The organism is Pseudomonas sp. P5_152 (assembly GCF_033989915.1).
Classification (GTDB): Bacteria; Pseudomonadota; Gammaproteobacteria; order Pseudomonadales; family Pseudomonadaceae; genus Aquipseudomonas.
The window spans coordinates 2,173,739-2,192,195 of the sequence record NZ_JASFAH010000002.1; the positions used below are offsets into that span (position 1 = coordinate 2,173,739).

The following is an 18,457-nucleotide window of genomic DNA, read 5'->3' on the forward strand; positions in this document are numbered from 1 at the left end:
AGACCCAGACCAATGAACAACGAACGCGGTTTTACCAGAGTACTCATTGGGCGGCAGTGGCCTTGGCGGACTCAGCCGGATAGAAACCGGCAGACAGCTTGACCAGGCTTTGCGGCAAACGCGGTCCCAGGCCGCCGACCAACAGCGTCGGGTCGAGCTCCAGGACGCGACCGGCCTTGGCCGCCGGCGTCGAGGCGAGGATCGGGTTCTGCTTGAACAACGCTTCACGTGCGGCATCACCGGTCAATGCCCGGTCCGAGAACACCAGGACATCCGGCGTCAGGCCCGCCAGGGACTCCACCGAAAACGGCTTGTAGCCACTGTGGGTCGCCAGGTTATGCCCGCCGGCCTGTTGCAGCAGCCAATCGGCCGCGGTGTCTTTACCCGCGATCAACGGCTTGCCCCCGGCGTGGCCCAGCAACAGCAGCACACCCGGTGCCTTGGCGCTGGACTGGGCCTGGCTGACCCAGGCCTGCTGCTGCGCAATTTGCTGTTGATAACCGTCGAACAGTGCCGTGGCCTGCGCCTCGCTGCCCAGCAAGCGCCCCAGATGCTGCAAATTGTTCTGCAGGGTGGGCAAGTCCGGCTGAGCCGAGAACAGCTCGACCTGGACCCCGGCACTGCGAATCTGCGACAACACCGGCGGCGGGCCCATTTCTTCGGTGCCGATCAGGATCTGCGGACGCAGGCTCAAAATGCCTTCCGCCGACAGTTGGCGTTGATAACCGATACTCGGCAAGCTCTTGAGTGACTCCGGGTGCTGGCTGGTGGTGTCCACTCCCACCAGCTTGGCCTGCGCGCCCAAGGCACTGACCCACTCCGAGAGCGCGCCCCCGGCACTGACCCAGCGTTGCGGCAATTCGGCCGCTGCGGCCCCATGGGTAACCAGAAGTCCGACACAGAGCGCGATAGCGCTGGTACTCAGGCGCATAACAGGGTTTCCTTTCAGGAGTTTTCCCGCACAATCCCAGGCGCTTTGGCTAACGCACCTTCGCGGGCGAAGCCGGCATTTGATAATTGTTAGCATTTGCGCGTCAAGCACGGACATATTTGCTAACCAGCGCACGCAGCACATAACCGCCGCAGGCCAGGGTCTTCGGCACCTGAGGATAGTCATGAAGTTTCTTTGTACCAGCGCCGAACTGGTCGATGCCAGCAGCCGTGGCTTCGAGATTGCCGGGCAAAAGGTCTTTGCCGTGCGCCGCGAAGGCCGGGTCTACGCTTACCAGAACCGTTGCCCGCACCGTGGCGTCGGCCTGGAATGGCAGCCGGACCAATTCCTCGACCCCAGCGCCAGCCTGATCCAGTGCGCCACCCATGGCGCACTGTTCCTGATCGAGAGTGGTGAATGTGTGGCTGGGCCTTGCGCAGGCCAATCACTCAAGGCCCTGCAGTGCCGCGAAGACGCCCAAGGCATCTGGGTCCAAGGCTAAACGCCGAGCAGCACCTGAAGACGCCGCTCGACCCTGATTTCCTCGGCGGTCAGGCTCACGCCATAGGCCAACACTTCAACCCCGGACGCTTTGGCCTGCGCCAGGGCGGCGGCGTAGCCCGGATCGATCTCCACCGCCGGGCGCACTGCCTCGATACCGGTCAGGTTCACGCAATACAACTGCACAGCGCGAATCCCGTCCCGGGCCAGGCATGCCAGCTCGCGCAAATGCTTGGCACCGCGCTGAGTCACCGCATCGGGAAAAGCCGCGACCGCCGAGCCGTCGAACCCCAGGGTGACACTTTTGACTTCGACGAAGGCCGGTCCGTGGGGGTAATCGAGGCGGAAATCGATCCGGCTGTTCTCCTGCCCGTACGGCACTTCCCGCTTGAGCCCGGTAAAGCCGGCCAGCTCGCTGATCAGCCCGGCGCGCAGCGCTTCCTCGATCAACGGGTTGGCCCGCGCCGTATTGACACACGCCAGGCGTCCTTGCGGGGTCTCGCTGATTTCCCAGGTACCGGGCAATTTGCGCTTGGGGTCGTTGGAGCGGCTGAACCAGACCTGCCCGCCTTCGACCATGCAATTGAACATCGAGCCGGTGTTAGGGCAGTGAATGGTGAGCATCTCGCCGCTAACAGTTTCGATATCGGCGAGAAAACGCTTGTATCGTCGGATCAGCCGACCTTCTTCCAGAGGGGGATCGAAGCGCATCAGCCTTGCCAGCTCCGCAAGCCACGGGCAATCCGTTCCACCGCTTCGCGCAACCGCGGCAGGCTCTGGGTGTAGGCAAACCGCACGTGATGCCCGGCCTGGTGCCGGCCGAAGTCCAGCCCCGGGGTAAAGGCGATGTGTTCGGTTTCCAGGAAATGCCGACAGAACGCAAAGGCATCGCCACCAAAGGCGCTGATGTCCGCATACAGATAGAACGCGCCTTCGGGCTCTACCGCGATGCCAAAGCCCAGCTCACGCAACGCCGGCAGGAGGAAATCGCGGCGCCGGCCGAATTCGGCGCGGCGCTCTTCCAGAATGCTCAAGGTTTGCGGCTCGAAACAGGCCAATGCCGCGTACTGGGCCATGCTCGGCGCGCTGATATAGAGGTTCTGCGCGAGCTTCTCCAGCTCGCTGACCGCCCCTTGCGGCGCCACCAGCCAGCCCAGGCGCCAGCCGGTCATGCCGAAATATTTGGAAAAACTATTCAGGACAAAGGCACTGTCATCCACTTCCAGCACACTGGCGGCATCGGTGCCGTAGGTCAGGCCGTGGTAGATCTCGTCCACCACCAGGTGGCCGTTGCGCCCCTTGATTGCCGTCGACAGTCCAGCCAGTTCGTCGCGGGTCAGAATGGTTCCGGTGGGGTTGGCCGGAGATGCCACCAGTGCACCGACACTGTCCTGATCCCAATAACGCTGCACCAGGTCCGGGGTCAGTTGGTAACGCACCTCCGGCCCGACCGGCACCAGTTGCGCCGCGCCCTCCACCAACCGCAGAAAGTGGCGGTTGCACGGGTAACCGGGGTCGGCCAGCAACCAGTGCTTGCCTGGGTCCACCAGTAAGGCACTGGCGAGCAACAGCGCGCCGGAGCCACCTGGGGTGATCAGGATGCGTTGCGGATCGATGTTCAAGCCGTAACGTTGCTCGTAGAAGCCGCTGATGGCCTCACGCAGTTCAGGTATGCCGCGCGCCGCGGTGTATCGGGTTTTCCCCGCCGTCAGCGCTGCCTGGCCAGCCTGGATGATCGGTTCGGCAGTGGTGAAGTCCGGTTCGCCGATTTCCAGGTGAATGACGTCGTGCCCGGCTGCTTGCAGCTCGTTGGCGCGCGCCAGCAGGGCCATGACGTGGAAAGGTTCGATAGCGCGGCTGCGCGCACTGTAGGGCTGAGCCATTAGCCTTCCTTCAACGGGGTAAAAGAAACGATTCTACCCAAGGCCAGGAACGAGCGAGAAGCTAATGCGGTCACAAGACCAAGGTTCATGTGTCATAGAGCCCATACGCAAGGCGCAGGATTGACTAAAATCAATATTTGATCAGGTCTCCAGAGCCGCCAGACCAGGCTTTGCAACCCTTTGCAAGCCTTATGGGCCGCAGCCTCGACATGAGGGAGTAGCGCGGCCTGATTTGATCTGGTAAGTTCGCCCGCTTGCAGCCGCAGGGCCGGCAGGTGTCGGTGATGGAGCAATCCTGCGCAATGGATTACAAGAGTAGAGGCGGTCCATTTCATGCCCACCCAAGCAAAGCAACAGGCAAATCAGTCGATCAGCGGCTTCGAACCCTACGTTGAGTCCAAGGGCGAGGAGTACATGGGCAAGCCCATGCGCGCTCACTTCACCAAGATCCTGAACAAGTGGAAACAGGACTTGATGCAGGAAGTCGACCGTACGGTTGACCACATGAAAGACGAAGCGGCCAACTTCCCAGACCCGGCCGACCGTGCCAGCCAGGAAGAAGAATTCAGCCTCGAACTGCGCGCCCGCGACCGCGAGCGCAAGCTGATCAAGAAAATCGACAAGACCCTGCAACTGATCGAAGACGAAGAATACGGTTGGTGCGAGTCGTGCGGCGTCGAAATCGGCATTCGCCGTCTCGAAGCACGTCCTACTGCCGACATGTGCGTCGACTGCAAGACCCTTGCGGAAATCAAGGAAAAGCAGGTCGGCAAGTAATCTCGACCTGAACGAAAAACGGAGCGTGCGAACGCTCCGTTTTTGTTTCTGCCTTTTGCCTTTTGTAGGAGTGAGCCTGCTCGCGATAGCGGTGGGTCGGTCAATATCGGTGTTGAATGTCACACCGCTATCGCGAGCAGGCTCACTCCTACAGGTTGACCTGCGTATAGCCTGAAAAGTAGCTTCGTCTCCATGACTGCCAAAACACCCCCCGACTACATCGGGCGCTTCGCCCCCACGCCCAGTGGCCATCTGCACTTCGGTTCCCTGGTCGCCGCCCTGGCCTCCTACCTCGACGCCCGCTCGGTCGGTGGGCGCTGGCTGCTGCGCATGGAAGACCTTGACCCGCCCCGGGAAGAACCCGGCGCCCAGGCGGCGATTCTCAAGGCCCTGGAAAGCTACGGCTTTGAATGGGACGGCACGATGATTCGCCAGAGCGAACGGCACGCCGCCTACGCCCAGGTCCTTGATCAACTGTTCAACCACGGCCTGGCCTACGCCTGCACCTGCTCGCGCAAACAGCTGGAGCCCTATCACGGCATCTACCCGGGCCTGTGCCGCAACGCCGGCCACCCGAGTGAAAACGCAGCGATCCGCCTGCGTGTACCCGAGCTGGAATACCATTTTAATGACCGTGTGCAAGGCGAATACCGCCAGCACCTGGGTCGCGAGGTCGGCGATTTTGTGATACGTCGCCGCGACGGGCTCTACGCCTATCAATTGGCCGTGGTGCTCGACGATGCCTGGCAAGGCATCACCGACATCGTGCGCGGTGCCGACCTGCTCGACTCCACCCCGCGCCAGCTGTATCTGCAGGAACTGCTCGGCTTGCGCCAACCGCGCTACCTGCACCTGCCCCTGATTACCCAACCCGATGGCAACAAGCTGGGCAAATCCTACCGTTCGCCTCCGCTGCGCGCAGACCAGGCCACGCCCTTGTTGCTGCGCGCATTGCGAGCCCTGGGGCAAACGCCGCCTGTCGACCTGGACGATGCGACGCCGGCCGAAGTGCTCAAGTGGGGCAGCATCCACTGGGACGCGACGCGGATCCCGCGCACGCCGAGCCTGCCCGAAGCGTTATTACGCTGACTAAGCTTGCAGGTTGGCGCCCATCCGTTACCATCGCCGCACGTTTTCGGGCACGCACACAATAAAGAGAGGCCGGGATGTACATCTATCGCTTGGTCCTGCTGCTGGTAGTGGGGATCTATCTGTTCTCCCCCGCCATCATGGACTGGTGGATCGACGCCACTGGCGCCTGGTATCGCCCGTATCTGCTGTGGCTGATCCTGATCGTCGTGACCTTCATCCTGCAGAGCCAAAAAGATGCCGATGAGCTTTAGCCTGACCCAGATGATCCTGATCAGCGCCGCCTACCTGGCGGTGCTGTTCGGCGTTGCCTGGATCAGCGAACGTGGAATGATCCCACGGGCGATCATTCGCCACCCGCTGACCTACACCCTGTCGCTTGGGGTCTATGCCAGCGCCTGGGCGTTCTACGGCACGGTCGGCCTGGCCTATCAGTACGGCTATGGTTTCCTGTCCAGTTACCTGGGAGTGTCCGGCGCGTTCCTGCTGGCACCGGTGCTGCTGTACCCGATCCTGAAGATCACCCGCACCTATCAGTTGTCGTCCCTGGCCGACCTGTTTGCCTTTCGCTTTCGCAGTACCTGGGCCGGCGCGCTGACCACCATATTCATGCTGATCGGCGTGTTGCCGTTATTGGCCCTGCAGATCCAGGCCGTGGCCGACTCCATCGGCATCCTCACTCGCGAGCCGGTGCAGCATCGCGTGGCGCTGAGCTTCTGCGCGCTGATCACCCTGTTCACGATTTTCTTTGGCTCGCGACACATTGCCACCCGGGAGAAACACGAGGGCCTGGTGTTCGCCATTGCCTTCGAATCAGTGATCAAGCTGATCGCCATTGGTGGCGTTGGCCTGTACGCGCTGTACGGTGTGTTCGACGGCCCGCAACAGCTTGAGCTGTGGCTACTGCAGAACCAGACCGCCCTCGCCGCCCTGCACACGCCACTGCAAGAAGGTCCATGGCGCACGCTATTGCTGGTGTTCTTCGCCTCGGCGATCGTGATGCCGCACATGTACCACATGACTTTCACCGAAAACCTCAACCCGCGCTCCCTGGTCAGTGCCAGCTGGGGCCTGCCGCTGTTCCTGCTGTTGATGAGCCTGGCCGTGCCACTGATTCTCTGGGCCGGGCTGAAACTGGGCGCCACCACCAACCCGGAATACTTCACCCTCGGGATCGGCATCGCCGCCAACAGCAAGGCCCTGGCCCTGCTGGCTTATGTCGGCGGGCTCTCCGCTGCCAGCGGCCTGATCATCGTCACCACCCTGGCGCTGTCCGGGATGGCCTTGAACCACCTGGTGCTGCCGCTGTACCAGCCGCCCGCCGAAGGCAACATCTACCGCTGGCTGAAATGGACCCGCCGCGCGCTGATCGTCGCGATCATCATGGCCGGTTATGGCTTCTACCTGCTGCTGGGCGCCGAGCAGGACCTGGCCAATCTGGGCATCGTGGCCTTTGTCGCCACCTTGCAGTTCCTGCCGGGCGTGTTGTCGGTGCTGTACTGGCCGACTGCCAACCGACGCGGCTTCATCGCCGGGTTGCTGGCAGGCATCCTGGTCTGGCTGGTGACCATGCTGCTGCCGCTGGTGGGCAATCTGCAGGGGTTCTATATCCCGCTGCTGAACATGATCTACGTGCTCGACGACACCAGTTGGCACATGGCGGCCATCGCCTCGCTGGCGGCCAACGTGCTGATGTTCACCCTGATCTCGCTATTCACCAATGCCAGCACCGAGGAAGCCAGCGCTGCCGAAGCCTGCGCCGTGGACAACGTGCGACGCCCGCAACGACGCGAGCTGCATGCCGCCTCGCCCCAGGAATTCGCCACCCAACTGGCCAAGCCACTGGGTGCCAAGGCCGCGCAAAAGGAAGTCGAGCAAGCCCTGCGCGATCTGTACCTGCCGTTCGATGAACGTCGGCCCTATGCCCTGCGCCGCCTGCGCGACCGCATCGAGGCCAACCTCTCCGGCCTGATGGGCCCCAGCGTGGCGCAAGACATGGTCGAGACCTTCCTGCCCTACAAGGCCGGCGGCGAAAACTATGTCACCGAAGACATTCACTTCATCGAAAGCCGGCTCGAGGACTATCACTCGCGCCTCACCGGCCTTGCCGCCGAACTCGACGCCCTGCGCCGCTACCACCGCCAGACCCTGCAAGAATTGCCGATGGGCGTCTGTTCGCTGGCCAAGGACCAGGAAATCCTCATGTGGAACAAAGCCATGGAAGAGCTGACCGGCATTGCCGCGCAGCGCGTGGTGGGTTCACGCCTGAGCACACTGGGCGAGCCGTGGAAGGAACTGCTGCAAGGTTTCATCAACCTGCCCGACGAACACTTGCACAAACAGCACCTGGCCCTCGATGGCCAGACCCGCTGGCTGAACCTGCACAAAGCGGCCATCGACGAACCGCTGGCGCCGGGTAACAGTGGCCTGGTGTTGCTGGTCGAGGACCTGACCGAAACCCAGATGCTCGAAGACAAACTGGTGCACTCCGAACGCCTGGCGAGCATCGGTCGCCTGGCGGCCGGCGTGGCCCACGAAATTGGCAACCCGATCACCGGCATCGCCTGCCTGGCGCAGAACCTGCGCGAAGAGCGGGAAGAAGATGGCGAACTGACCGAAATCAGCGGACAGATTCTCGAGCAGACCAAGCGGGTGTCACGCATCGTGCAGTCGCTGATGAGCTTTGCCCACGCCGGCAGCCACCAGCACAATGACGAGCCGGTGTGCCTGGCCGAGGTGGCGCAGGATGCCATTGGTCTGCTGGCGCTGAACCGACGCAACTTCGAAGTGCAGTTCTTCAACCTGTGCGATCCCGAGCATTGGGTCGTGGGTGACCCACAGAGGCTCGCCCAGGTCCTGATCAACCTGCTGTCCAACGCCCGCGATGCAACACCGGCCGGCAGTGCGGTGCGGGTAAAAAGCGAAGCCAGCGAACACACGGTCGACCTGATCGTGGAAGACGAAGGCAGTGGCATCCCGGCGAACATCAAGGACCGCTTGTTCGAACCCTTCTTTACCACCAAGGATCCTGGCGAAGGCACCGGTCTGGGCCTTGCACTGGTCTATTCCATCGTTGAAGAGCATTATGGACAAATCACCATCGACAGCCCGGCTGACATCCAAAGCCAACGCGGCACCCGTATCCGGGTGACCTTACCGCGTCATGTCGAAGCGACGTCCGCTGTGAACTGAGACCGTCGAGAGAATCGAATCAATGCCGCACATTTTGATCGTCGAAGACGAAACCATTATCCGCTCCGCCTTGCGCCGCCTGCTGGAACGTAACCAGTACCAGGTCAGCGAAGCCGGTTCAGTGCAGGAAGCACAAGAACGCTTCAGCATTCCCACGTTCGACCTGATTGTCAGCGACCTGCGCCTGCCCGGCGCTCCGGGGACTGAACTGATCAAGCTCGGCCAGGGCACGCCGGTGCTGATCATGACCAGCTACGCCAGCCTGCGCTCGGCGGTGGACTCGATGAAAATGGGCGCGGTGGACTACATCGCCAAGCCTTTCGACCACGACGAAATGCTCCAGGCCGTCGCACGCATCCTGCGTGACCGACAGACGGCACAGAGCACCGCCAATGAGCGACCGGCCGGCAAGGTCGCCAATGGCAGCGACAAGCCAGGGCTCGACAACAGCAACGGCGAGATCGGCATCATCGGCTCCTGCCCACCGATGCAGGACCTCTACAGCAAGATCCGCAAAGTCGCGCCAACCGATTCCAATGTGCTGATCCAGGGTGAATCCGGGACCGGCAAGGAGCTGGTGGCCCGCGCCCTGCACAACCTGTCCAAGCGTGCCAAGGCGCCGATGATCTCGGTGAACTGCGCGGCCATTCCGGAAAGCCTGATCGAGTCCGAACTGTTCGGCCACGAGAAAGGCGCCTTTACCGGTGCCAGCGCCGGACGTGCCGGCCTCGTGGAAGCGGCGGACGGCGGGACCCTGTTCCTCGACGAGATCGGCGAACTGCCACTGGAAGCCCAGGCGCGCCTGCTGCGCGTATTGCAGGAAGGCGAGATCCGCCGTGTCGGCTCGGTGCAGTCGCAAAAAGTCGACGTGCGCCTGATCGCGGCCACTCACCGCGACCTCAAGAGCCTGGCGAAAATCGGCCAGTTCCGTGAAGACCTGTTTTACCGCCTCCACGTGATCGCCCTGAAACTGCCGGCATTGCGCGAACGCGGTGCCGACGTCAACGAAATCGCCAATGCCTTCCTTGCACGCCAGAGTGCGCGGGTCAATCGTACCGACCTGAAGTTCGCCCCTGACGCCGAGCAGGCGATTCGTCATTACAGCTGGCCGGGCAACGTGCGCGAACTGGAAAACGCCGTCGAGCGTGCCGTGATCCTGTGCGAGAGCCCAGAAATCTCTGCCGAGCTGCTGGGCATCGACATCGAGCTCAGTGACCTGGAAGAAGACGAATTCATTGGCCTGGCACCGCATCAGGGCAGCACCAGCAACGCCAGCCACGAGCCGACCGAAGACCTGTCCCTGGAAGACTACTTCCAGCACTTCGTCCTCGAACACCAGGACCACATGACGGAAACCGAACTGGCCCGCAAACTTGGGGTCAGCCGTAAATGCCTGTGGGAACGCCGCCAACGCCTGGGCATCCCGCGGCGCAAGACCGGGGTAACCAGCGAGGGCTGAACGTTACCTGTCGACTGTGCAGGTAACAGCTGAACATGTGAAAAAACTGTTACCGCAGCTTTTTTCGTAACAAAAGCCGGGGCTTAAGGTAACGAAGCCCCGGTTTTTTTTCGCCTCGGATAAAGCCCTCTGCCTGGCTAACCCCTTGTTTTACTGGGGATCGCAAAAGTTGGCACGGCTTCTGCTATATGTTTGGTACAAGAACAATAACAAGCAATGCACAAGACAATAAAAATAAGACGAATCGACTCACGCACAATAAAAACAAGACGGCGAGAGGCGTAGCTAACTGATTCTTTTGGAGAGGCGTTGTATTTGGGGCTTGCCCCACAACCAGGCCGAGAACAACAAAAACTGCCCTAAGGCAGAGCCTGAACTGGTTGGATCGATAGATCATTGCAACACAGCGATCAAAGCAATCCGTTTGCTCTTGGCTCCCGATTGGGAGGGTCATGCAGGGAAAACCTCATGACATGGGCGCGACACAAAAACAAGAAGCCCGAAACCCATAATAAAAATAGAGCACGCAACTACTTCTTGGGGAGCTTCGGCTCCCCTTGTAGTTTCTGCCGTTTAGCCGACCGACACTGCACAATTCCCGCCTTCACGACGGCTTCGCCGGCGAACGCTGCTTCGCATGGCTCGACAGCTGCTACAGAGAACCGCGCAGCTTCCTACACCATCCCTCGACTAAATGCTAGAATCCCGGCCCATCATGCGGTCATTCTTGGTTATGGCCGAACATTCCTTCAAACAGTGCATCCCATGCTGAAGAAGCTGTTCCAGTCATTCCGTTCTCCCAAGCGTCATACGCAACACATTCGCAGCACGCCTGAAGTGCTCAACAGCGGCCAACATTCGCTGCAAAAGGGCCAATTCAGCCGTTACGCAGTGAATATCGTCGAGCGCCTGCAGAACGCCGGTTACCAGGCTTACCTGGTCGGTGGCTGTGTGCGTGACATGTTGCTTGGCATCACGCCCAAAGATTTCGACGTCGCCACCAGTGCCACACCAGAACAGGTTCGCGCCGAGTTTCGTAACGCGCGCATCATTGGCCGTCGCTTCAAGTTGGTGCACATCCACTTTGGCCGCGAAATCATCGAAGTGGCGACCTTCCGCGCCAATCACCCGCAAAACGACGAAGAGGAAGACAGCAACCAGTCCTCGCGTAACGAAAGCGGGCGCATTTTGCGCGACAACGTCTACGGCACCCTGGAAGAAGACGCGCAACGTCGCGACTTCACCATCAATGCCCTCTACTACGATCCGGTCAGTGAGCGCATCCTCGACTACGCCAACGGCGTACACGATATTCGCAACCACCTGATCCGCCTGATCGGCGACCCGACCCAGCGCTACCAGGAAGACCCGGTACGCATGCTGCGAGCGGTGCGTTTTGCCGCCAAGCTGAACTTCGGTATCGAGAAGCACACGGCCGCACCGATCCGCGACCTGGCCCCCATGCTGCGGGAAATCCCGTCGGCACGCCTGTTCGAAGAAGTGTTGAAGCTGTTCCTTTCGGGGCATGCCGCTGACACCTTTGAAATGCTGGTCGACCTGCAATTGTTCGATCCATTGTTCCCGGCCAGCGCCGATGCACTGGAGCACAACCCGACCTACACCCACACCCTGATCAGTGAAGCGCTGATCAACACCGACCTGCGGATCAAGCAGAACAAGCCGGTGACCCCAGCCTTCCTGTTCGCCGCCCTGCTGTGGCCTGCGCTGCCGGCCCGGGTCCTGCGCTTGCAGGACCGTGGCATGCCGCCGATCCCGGCCATGCAGGAAGCCGCTCACGAACTGATCGCCGAGCAGTGCCAACGGATTGCCATTCCCAAACGTTTCACCATGCCGATCCGCGAGATCTGGGACATGCAGGAACGCCTGCCCCGCCGCAGCGGCAAACGCGCCGACCTGCTGCTGGACAACCCACGCTTCCGTGCCGGCTACGACTTCCTGCTGCTGCGCGAAAGCGCCGGCGAACAGACCAACGGCCTGGGCGAATGGTGGACGGACTATCAGGACGCCAACGACAGCGAACGCCGGGACATGATTCGCGACCTCAGCGGCAAGGATGAAAGTGCCGGCGCAGCCCCACGCAAACGTCGCCGCACCGGTGGTGCCAAGCGCAAACGTGCCGCTGACGGCACGAGCGCTTCAGGCGAGTAAGTCGATGGAACGCATCTACATCGGCATGGGCAGCAACCTCGCGGCCCCGCAAGAGCAACTGCGCAACGCTGTACAGGCGTTGACGCAGTTGCCCAAGACTCAACTGACTGGGGTCTCGGCCTTCTATCAAAGCGACTCCCTGCTGCCAGGCCAGCCTCGCTACACCAACGCCGTAGCGGCGCTGGAGAGTGCCCTCGCGCCCCTCGAGCTGCTCGATGCGCTGCAAGCCATCGAAAACCAGCAAGGCCGCGAACGCCTTGAGCGCTGGGGCCCGCGCACCCTCGACCTGGACATCCTGCTGTTCGGCGACCGCCTCATCGACGAGCCACGCCTCAAGGTCCCCCACTACCAGATGCAGGAACGGGCCTTTGTGCTCTACCCCCTGGCTGAGCTGGCCCCCGCCCAACTGGAACTGGCGGACGGCCGTCGCTTGAGCGACCTGCTGGCAGCCTGCCCGTTTGTCGGCCTGGATCGCCTGGCCACCGGCGATTAATCCTACAGAGCGCACCGCACTCTGCTGAATCGCATCAGTAACGCCGGTAACACCCAGGCGGTAACACATCCAATTGACTTCCCGAGTTCTCATCACGACTATAGGCGTCCCGCTGCCGCCAACCCGGCACCAAGGGCGCAATCCAGGCTTTTCAAGCACGACAAAAGACCGTGCGCCTGAGTCCATGAAGAATCACGCGCGTTACTCGCAGTAGTTTTCCAAGCGCCTGAACGAGGATCCTTTTCATGCCAGCTATTACTCTCACCACCCTGCAGTCCCTGAAGCAGAAAGGTGAAAAGATCACCATGCTGACCTGCTACGACGCTACTTTTGCCCACGCCTGCAATGAGGCCGGTGTTGAAGTGTTACTGGTGGGCGACTCCCTTGGTATGGTGTTGCAAGGCCATGACAGCACCCTGCCCGTCACGACGGCCGAGATGGCGTACCACGTGGCCTGCGTCAAGCGCGGCAACACTGATGCACTGATCCTCGCCGACCTGCCGTTCATGGCCAATGCGACGACCGAGCAAACCATGATCAACAGCGCCCAGCTGATGCAGGCCGGCGCGCACATGGTCAAGGTCGAAGGCGCACTGTGGCTGGCCGATTCGATTCGCTTGCTGGCCGAGCGCGGGGTTCCGGTGTGCGCGCACATGGGTCTGACACCGCAGGCGGTGAACATCCTGGGCGGCTATAAGGTCCAGGGTCGCAACGAGAACCAGGCACGGCAGATGCGTGCCGACGCCATTGCCCTGGAACAGGCCGGAGTCTCGATGCTGTTGCTCGAATGTGTGCCAAGCGAACTGGCCCTGGAAATTTCCCAGGCGGTGAAGATCCCGGTGATCGGCATCGGTGCCGGCAGCGGTACCGACGGCCAGGTGTTGGTGCTGCACGACATGCTCGGCCTATCGCTTACCGGCCGCGCACCCAAGTTCGTGAAGAACTTCATGGCCGGCCAAGAGAGCATCCAGGCGGCCCTCAGCGCTTACGTCACGCAAGTCAAAGCCGTGACCTTCCCGGGTGCTGAACACGGATTTTCTGCATGATCACCGTCAACACCGTACTTGAACTGCGTGCCGCGGTCGCCCGCGCGCGCAGCGAAGGCAAGCGCATCGGCTTCGTCCCGACCATGGGCAACCTGCACAGCGGCCACATGGCCCTGGTCACCAAGGCCGCCCAGCAGGTGGATTTCGTAGTCGCGAGTATCTTTGTCAACCCGCTGCAGTTCGGTGCGGGCGAAGACCTGGATAAGTACCCGCGGACCCTGGCCGGCGATCAGGAACAACTGCTGCAAGCCGGTTGCCACTTGCTGTTTGCGCCGACCGTCGAGGAAATGTACCCCGACGGCATGTCCGGCCAGACCCGCGTCAGTGTCCCCAACCTGGCAGAAGGCTTGTGCGGCGCCAGCCGTCCCGGGCATTTCGAAGGCGTGGCGACGGTAGTCAGCAAGCTGTTCAACATGGTCCAGCCGGACCTCGCAGTGTTCGGCCAGAAAGACTTCCAGCAACTGGCGGTGATCCGCGCACTGGTGCATGACCTCAACATGCCGATCCAGATCATTGGCGAGCCGACTGTACGCGCCGCCGATGGCCTGGCCCTGTCGTCGCGCAATGGCTTCCTCGATGAGCGACAACGGGCCGTGGCACCCGTGGTGTATCGCACCCTGAAAGGCATTGCCGACGCCATCGAGCAAGGTCGACGCGATTATCCGGCGTTGCTCCAGGCGCAGCTCAAGCAACTTGAAGCGGCCGGATTGCGTCCTGATTACCTGGAGATTCGCCACGCACAAAACCTGCGCCCGGCGACCCCCGAAGATCGCGACCTGGTGATCCTGGTGGCTGCCTTCCTCGGCACCACCCGCCTGATCGACAACCTGCACCTGAACCTCGATACCCCCGCCTAAACCCCGCACGCCCCCCCTGTAGGAGCGAGCTTGCTCGCGATGACGGCATGTCAGTCAATGAGATATAGAATCTGACGACCTCATCGCGAGCAAGCTGACCAGTTCAAGCTCGCTGCCACCACAAAGCCAAGACAGATACCCCCCTCAAGGTTTACTGTTGTCGGCCTGCGTTTTTTAATCATGTCTTCGTAGTTTTACCGGATAATATCTGCCGCCCGGCAGGATGTTCCGGGCTTTTCAGTGTCCTAAAGGCAGTTCAAGTAAAAGGAAACCCGCAGCGATGGCGTACTACCGCAACCCTCAAGACGTTACCGCTCTGCCAGCCTGGCAGGCGCTGAATGATCACCGCCAAGCCATGCAGGATTTCAGCATGCGTGAAGCGTTTAATGCCGACCCGCAGCGTTTCACCCAATTCACCCTGAGCAGCTGTGGGCTGTTCCTCGACTACTCGAAAAACCTGATCAACGAGCAAACCCGCAACCTGCTGGTGGGCCTGGCGAATGAAGCCGGCCTGCAGGACGCCATCAAGGCCTTGTTCAGCGGCGAAATCGTCAACGCTTCCGAAGGCCGCCCAGCGCTGCACACTGCCCTGCGTCGTCCGGTGGGCGACAAGCTGTCGGTCAACGGCGTCAACGTGATGCCGGAAGTGCACAAGGTGCTGAACCAGATCACCGACATGGTCGGGCGTATCCATGACGGCCTGTGGCGCGGCTACACTGAAAAACCGATCACCGACGTGGTGAACATCGGTATCGGCGGCTCGTTCCTCGGCCCGGAGCTGGTCTCCGAAGCCCTGCTGTCCTACGCCCAGAAAGGCGTGCGCTGCCACTACCTGGCGAACATCGACGGCAGTGAGTTCCACGAACTGGCCCAGAAGCTGCGCGCCGAGACCACGCTGTTCATCGTTTCTTCGAAATCCTTCAACACCCTCGAAACCCTGAAAAACGCCCAGGCCGCTCGCGCCTGGTACTTGGCCCAGGGTGGCTCGGAAGCCGAGCTGTATCGCCACTTCATCGCGGTCTCGAGCAACAACGCGGCCGCCGTGGCTTTCGGCATCCGCGAAGAAAACATCTTCCCGATGTGGGACTGGGTTGGCGGTCGTTACTCGCTGTGGTCGGCCATCGGCCTGCCGATTGCCCTGGCGATCGGCATGTCCAACTTCAAGGAACTGCTGTCCGGTGCCTACACCATGGACCAGCACTTCCAGAGCGCACCGTTCGAACAGAACATGCCGGTGCTGCTGGCCTTGCTGGGCGTGTGGTACGGCAACTTCTGGGGCGCACAGAGCCACGCGATCCTGCCGTACGACCACTACCTGCGCAACATCACCAAGCACCTGCAACAACTGGACATGGAATCCAACGGCAAGAGCGTGCGCCAGGACGGTACGCCCGTGTCCACCGATACCGGTCCGGTGATCTGGGGTGGCGTAGGTTGCAACGGTCAGCACGCCTACCACCAGTTGCTGCACCAAGGCACCCAACTGATCCCGGCCGACTTCATCGTGCCGATCGTCAGCTTCAACCCGGTAGCGGACCACCATCAGTGGCTGTACGCCAACTGCCTGTCGCAAAGCCAGGCGCTGATGCTCGGCAAGACCCTGGGCGAAGCGCAAGCCGAGCTGCGTGACAAGGGCATGAGCGAAGAGCAGATCGAGAAACTCGCGCCGCACAAGGTGATCCCGGGCAACCGTCCGAGCAACACCCTGGTGGTCGAGCGCATCAGCCCACGACGCCTCGGCGCACTGGTCGCGATGTACGAACACAAGGTCTTCGTGCAGAGCGTTATCTGGGGCATCAACGCGTTCGACCAATGGGGCGTGGAGCTGGGCAAGGAACTGGGCAAAGGCGTCTACAACCGTCTGGTGGGCAGCGAAGAAGCCCCCGCCGACGATGCCTCGACCCAGGGCTTGATCAACTACTTCCGCGGGCGTCACCGCGGCTGATCTGAAGCCCCGCTACTACCCCTGTGGGAGCGAGCTTGCTCCCACAGGCGTTTTAGCGCATGACTTGAACCCATTGATCACTCGGCGCATCTTTATCTCTTGTGGCCAAGACAAGAATAAGGAACCGTCATGTTCGATATCAGCACATTCCCCAAAGCCGATGCCGTCCGCCGGGCTGGGCAATTAAGTCAGGACGACTATCAACGCCTGTACCGCCAGTCCATCGATCATCCCGATAGCTTCTGGGCCGAACAGGCCAGACAATTTCTCGACTGGTCCCAGCCCTGGCAGACCGTCCAGCGCTGCGATATCAAGACTGGCCAAGCCCAATGGTTCGTCGGCGGCCAGCTCAACGTCAGCTACAACTGCATCGACCGTCACCTGGCCAAGCGCAGTCAACAGACCGCGATCATCTGGGAAGGCGACGACCCCGCCGACTCGCAACAGATCACCTACCAACAACTGCATGACCACGTCTGCCGCCTGGCCAACGTGCTGAAAAGCCGCGGCGTGAAAAAAGGCGACCGGGTGTGCATCTACATGCCGATGATCCCTGAAGCCGCCTACGCGATGCTCGCCTGCTCGCGCATCGGTGCCGTGCATTCGGTGGTGTTCGGCGGTTTTTCCCCGGACTCGCTGCGCGACCGCATCCTCGATGCCGACTGCCGCACAGTCATCACCGCCAACGAAGGCGTGCGCGGCGGCAAGAGCGTGCCGCTCAAACACAACGTCGACCAGGCCCTGCTCAGTTGCCCCGCTGTCAGTACGGTGATCGTGGTCCAGCGCACCCAGGGCCAGGTCAATTGGCAGGAGGGCCGCGACCTCTGGTATCACCAGGCCGTGCACGATGCCAGCGCACAGTGCCCGCCCCAGCCGATGGACGCCGAGGACCCGCTATTCATTCTCTACACCTCCGGCAGCACCGGTAAACCCAAAGGCGTGCTGCACACCACCGGGGGCTATCTGCTGCAAGCAGCGATGACCTTCAAGTACGTGCTCGACTACCGCGACGGCGAAGTATTCTGGTGCACCGCCGACGTCGGCTGGGTCACCGGCCACAGCTACATCGTCTATGGCCCGCTGGCCAACGGCGCCACCACCCTGATCTTCGAAGGCGTGCCCAACTACCCCAACAGCTCGCGTTTCTGGCACGTCATCGACAAACACCAGGTCAACATCTTCTACACCGCCCCCACCGCGTTGCGCGCCTTGATGCGTGAAGGCTCCGCGCCCTTGCAGGACAGCTCGCGCAGCAGCCTGCGCTTGCTGGGCAGCGTCGGCGAACCGATCAACCCGGAAGCCTGGGAATGGTATTTCAATGCCGTCGGCGAACAACGCTGCCCGATCGTCGACACTTGGTGGCAGACCGAAACCGGCGGCATCATGCTCAGCCCGCTGGTCAGCGCACAACGGATAAAACCCGGTTGCGCCACACAACCAATGTTCGGTGTACAGCCGGTGCTGCTCGATGAGCAAGGCCAGGAAATCAGCGGCCCCGGCAGTGGCGTACTGGCGCTCAAGTCCAGCTGGCCGGCGCAGATCCGCAGCGTTTACGGCGACCCGCAGCGAATGCTCGATACCTACTTCAAGCCCTACCCCGGCTACTACTTCACCGGTGACGGCGCTCGCCGGGATGAGGACGGCGATTACTGGATCACCGGGCGCATCGACGATGTGATCAACGTTTCCGGGCACCGGATCGGCACCGCCGAAGTCGAAAGCGCCCTGGTGCTGCACGACAGCATTGCCGAGGCGGCGGTGGTCGGTTACCCCCACGACGTCAAAGGCCAGGGCATCTACGCCTTCGTTACCCCGATGAACGGCATCGAGCCCGACGCAGCCCTGAAACAACAATTGCTGGCCCATGTCAGCAAGGAAATCGGCAGCTTCGCCAAGCCGGACCTGATCCAGTGGGCGCCGGCCTTGCCGAAAACCCGCTCAGGCAAGATCATGCGGCGTATCTTGCGCAAGATCGCCTGCAATGAACTCGACAGCCTCGGCGACACCTCGACCCTGGCTGACCCGAGTGTGGTCGCGGGGCTGATCGACAAGCGCCTGAATCAATGAGTCCGCTGCGGCCGGTGGGCCGCAGCCTTTTTCTGTTGTTGCTAACGA

15 protein-coding genes are annotated in these 18,457 nt (G+C 61.5%); 12 read left to right on the forward strand and 3 right to left on the reverse strand.

What is annotated here, in order from left to right:
* Positions 1-43: 43 nt before the first annotated feature.
* Complete coding sequence (locus QMK50_RS09840) at positions 44-931, reverse strand: heme/hemin ABC transporter substrate-binding protein (RefSeq protein WP_095166587.1); 888 nt, start codon at positions 929-931, stop codon at positions 44-46.
* Positions 932-1,115: 184 nt separating this feature from the next.
* Between QMK50_RS09840 and QMK50_RS09845 the strand changes: the two genes are divergently transcribed.
* Positions 1,116-1,433 (forward strand): Rieske (2Fe-2S) protein, encoded by a 318-nt coding sequence (locus QMK50_RS09845; protein WP_320333026.1) that lies wholly within the window; start codon positions 1,116-1,118, stop codon positions 1,431-1,433.
* Here the strand turns inward: QMK50_RS09845 and sfsA are convergent.
* Positions 1,430-2,143 carry a DNA/RNA nuclease SfsA gene (gene sfsA / locus QMK50_RS09850; RefSeq protein WP_320333027.1) on the reverse strand — a complete coding sequence of 238 codons (714 nt, stop codon included), beginning with the start codon at positions 2,141-2,143 and terminating at the stop codon, positions 1,430-1,432. The genes QMK50_RS09845 and sfsA overlap by 4 nt on opposite strands.
* Positions 2,143-3,315, reverse strand: a complete 1,173-nt coding sequence (locus tag QMK50_RS09855) for a pyridoxal phosphate-dependent aminotransferase (RefSeq protein WP_159998003.1) — start codon at positions 3,313-3,315, stop codon at positions 2,143-2,145. Before QMK50_RS09855 ends, sfsA begins: the two co-directional genes overlap by 1 nt.
* A gap of 333 nt (positions 3,316-3,648) precedes the next feature.
* On the opposite strand from QMK50_RS09855, the gene dksA reads away from it, so the two are divergent.
* The 11 genes from dksA (at position 3,649) to acs (ending at position 18,409) form a co-directional block, all read left to right on the forward strand.
* Entirely contained in the window at positions 3,649-4,092 is a 444-nt protein-coding gene (dksA, locus tag QMK50_RS09860) for an RNA polymerase-binding protein DksA (protein ID WP_095166579.1), read from the forward strand.
* Positions 4,093-4,284: 192 nt separating this feature from the next.
* Positions 4,285-5,181 carry a tRNA glutamyl-Q(34) synthetase GluQRS gene (gluQRS, locus tag QMK50_RS09865; protein ID WP_320333028.1) on the forward strand — a complete coding sequence of 299 codons (897 nt, stop codon included), beginning with the start codon at positions 4,285-4,287 and terminating at the stop codon, positions 5,179-5,181.
* A gap of 77 nt (positions 5,182-5,258) precedes the next feature.
* The gene (locus tag QMK50_RS09870; protein ID WP_003176118.1) at positions 5,259-5,435 is read left to right on the forward strand and encodes a hypothetical protein; all 177 of its coding nucleotides are present in this window, start codon (positions 5,259-5,261) and stop codon (positions 5,433-5,435) included.
* Positions 5,419-8,373, forward strand: coding sequence for a sensor histidine kinase (locus QMK50_RS09875; RefSeq protein ID WP_162530212.1), 2,955 nt, complete (start codon positions 5,419-5,421; stop codon positions 8,371-8,373). Before QMK50_RS09870 ends, QMK50_RS09875 begins: the two co-directional genes overlap by 17 nt.
* Before the next feature lie 22 nt (positions 8,374-8,395).
* Positions 8,396-9,832, forward strand: a complete 1,437-nt coding sequence (locus QMK50_RS09880) for a sigma-54-dependent transcriptional regulator (protein ID WP_095166573.1) — start codon at positions 8,396-8,398, stop codon at positions 9,830-9,832.
* A 765-nt stretch (positions 9,833-10,597) separates the two neighbouring features.
* Positions 10,598-12,001 (forward strand): polynucleotide adenylyltransferase PcnB, encoded by a 1,404-nt coding sequence (locus tag QMK50_RS09885; protein WP_095166571.1) that lies wholly within the window; start codon positions 10,598-10,600, stop codon positions 11,999-12,001.
* 4 nt (positions 12,002-12,005) lie between these two features.
* Positions 12,006-12,494, forward strand: coding sequence for a 2-amino-4-hydroxy-6-hydroxymethyldihydropteridine diphosphokinase (folK, locus tag QMK50_RS09890; RefSeq protein ID WP_095166569.1), 489 nt, complete (start codon positions 12,006-12,008; stop codon positions 12,492-12,494).
* Positions 12,495-12,739: 245 nt separating this feature from the next.
* On the forward strand, positions 12,740-13,540 hold the full coding sequence (panB, locus tag QMK50_RS09895; protein ID WP_159998007.1) for a 3-methyl-2-oxobutanoate hydroxymethyltransferase: 801 nt from the start codon (positions 12,740-12,742) through the stop codon (positions 13,538-13,540).
* Entirely contained in the window at positions 13,537-14,397 is an 861-nt protein-coding gene (gene panC, locus QMK50_RS09900; protein ID WP_320333029.1) for a pantoate--beta-alanine ligase, read from the forward strand. Before panB ends, panC begins: the two co-directional genes overlap by 4 nt.
* A gap of 280 nt (positions 14,398-14,677) precedes the next feature.
* Positions 14,678-16,342 carry a glucose-6-phosphate isomerase gene (pgi, locus tag QMK50_RS09905; RefSeq protein ID WP_095166563.1) on the forward strand — a complete coding sequence of 555 codons (1,665 nt, stop codon included), beginning with the start codon at positions 14,678-14,680 and terminating at the stop codon, positions 16,340-16,342.
* 129 nt (positions 16,343-16,471) lie between these two features.
* Positions 16,472-18,409, forward strand: coding sequence for an acetate--CoA ligase (gene acs / locus QMK50_RS09910; protein ID WP_320333030.1), 1,938 nt, complete (start codon positions 16,472-16,474; stop codon positions 18,407-18,409).
* Positions 18,410-18,457 lie beyond the last annotated feature (48 nt).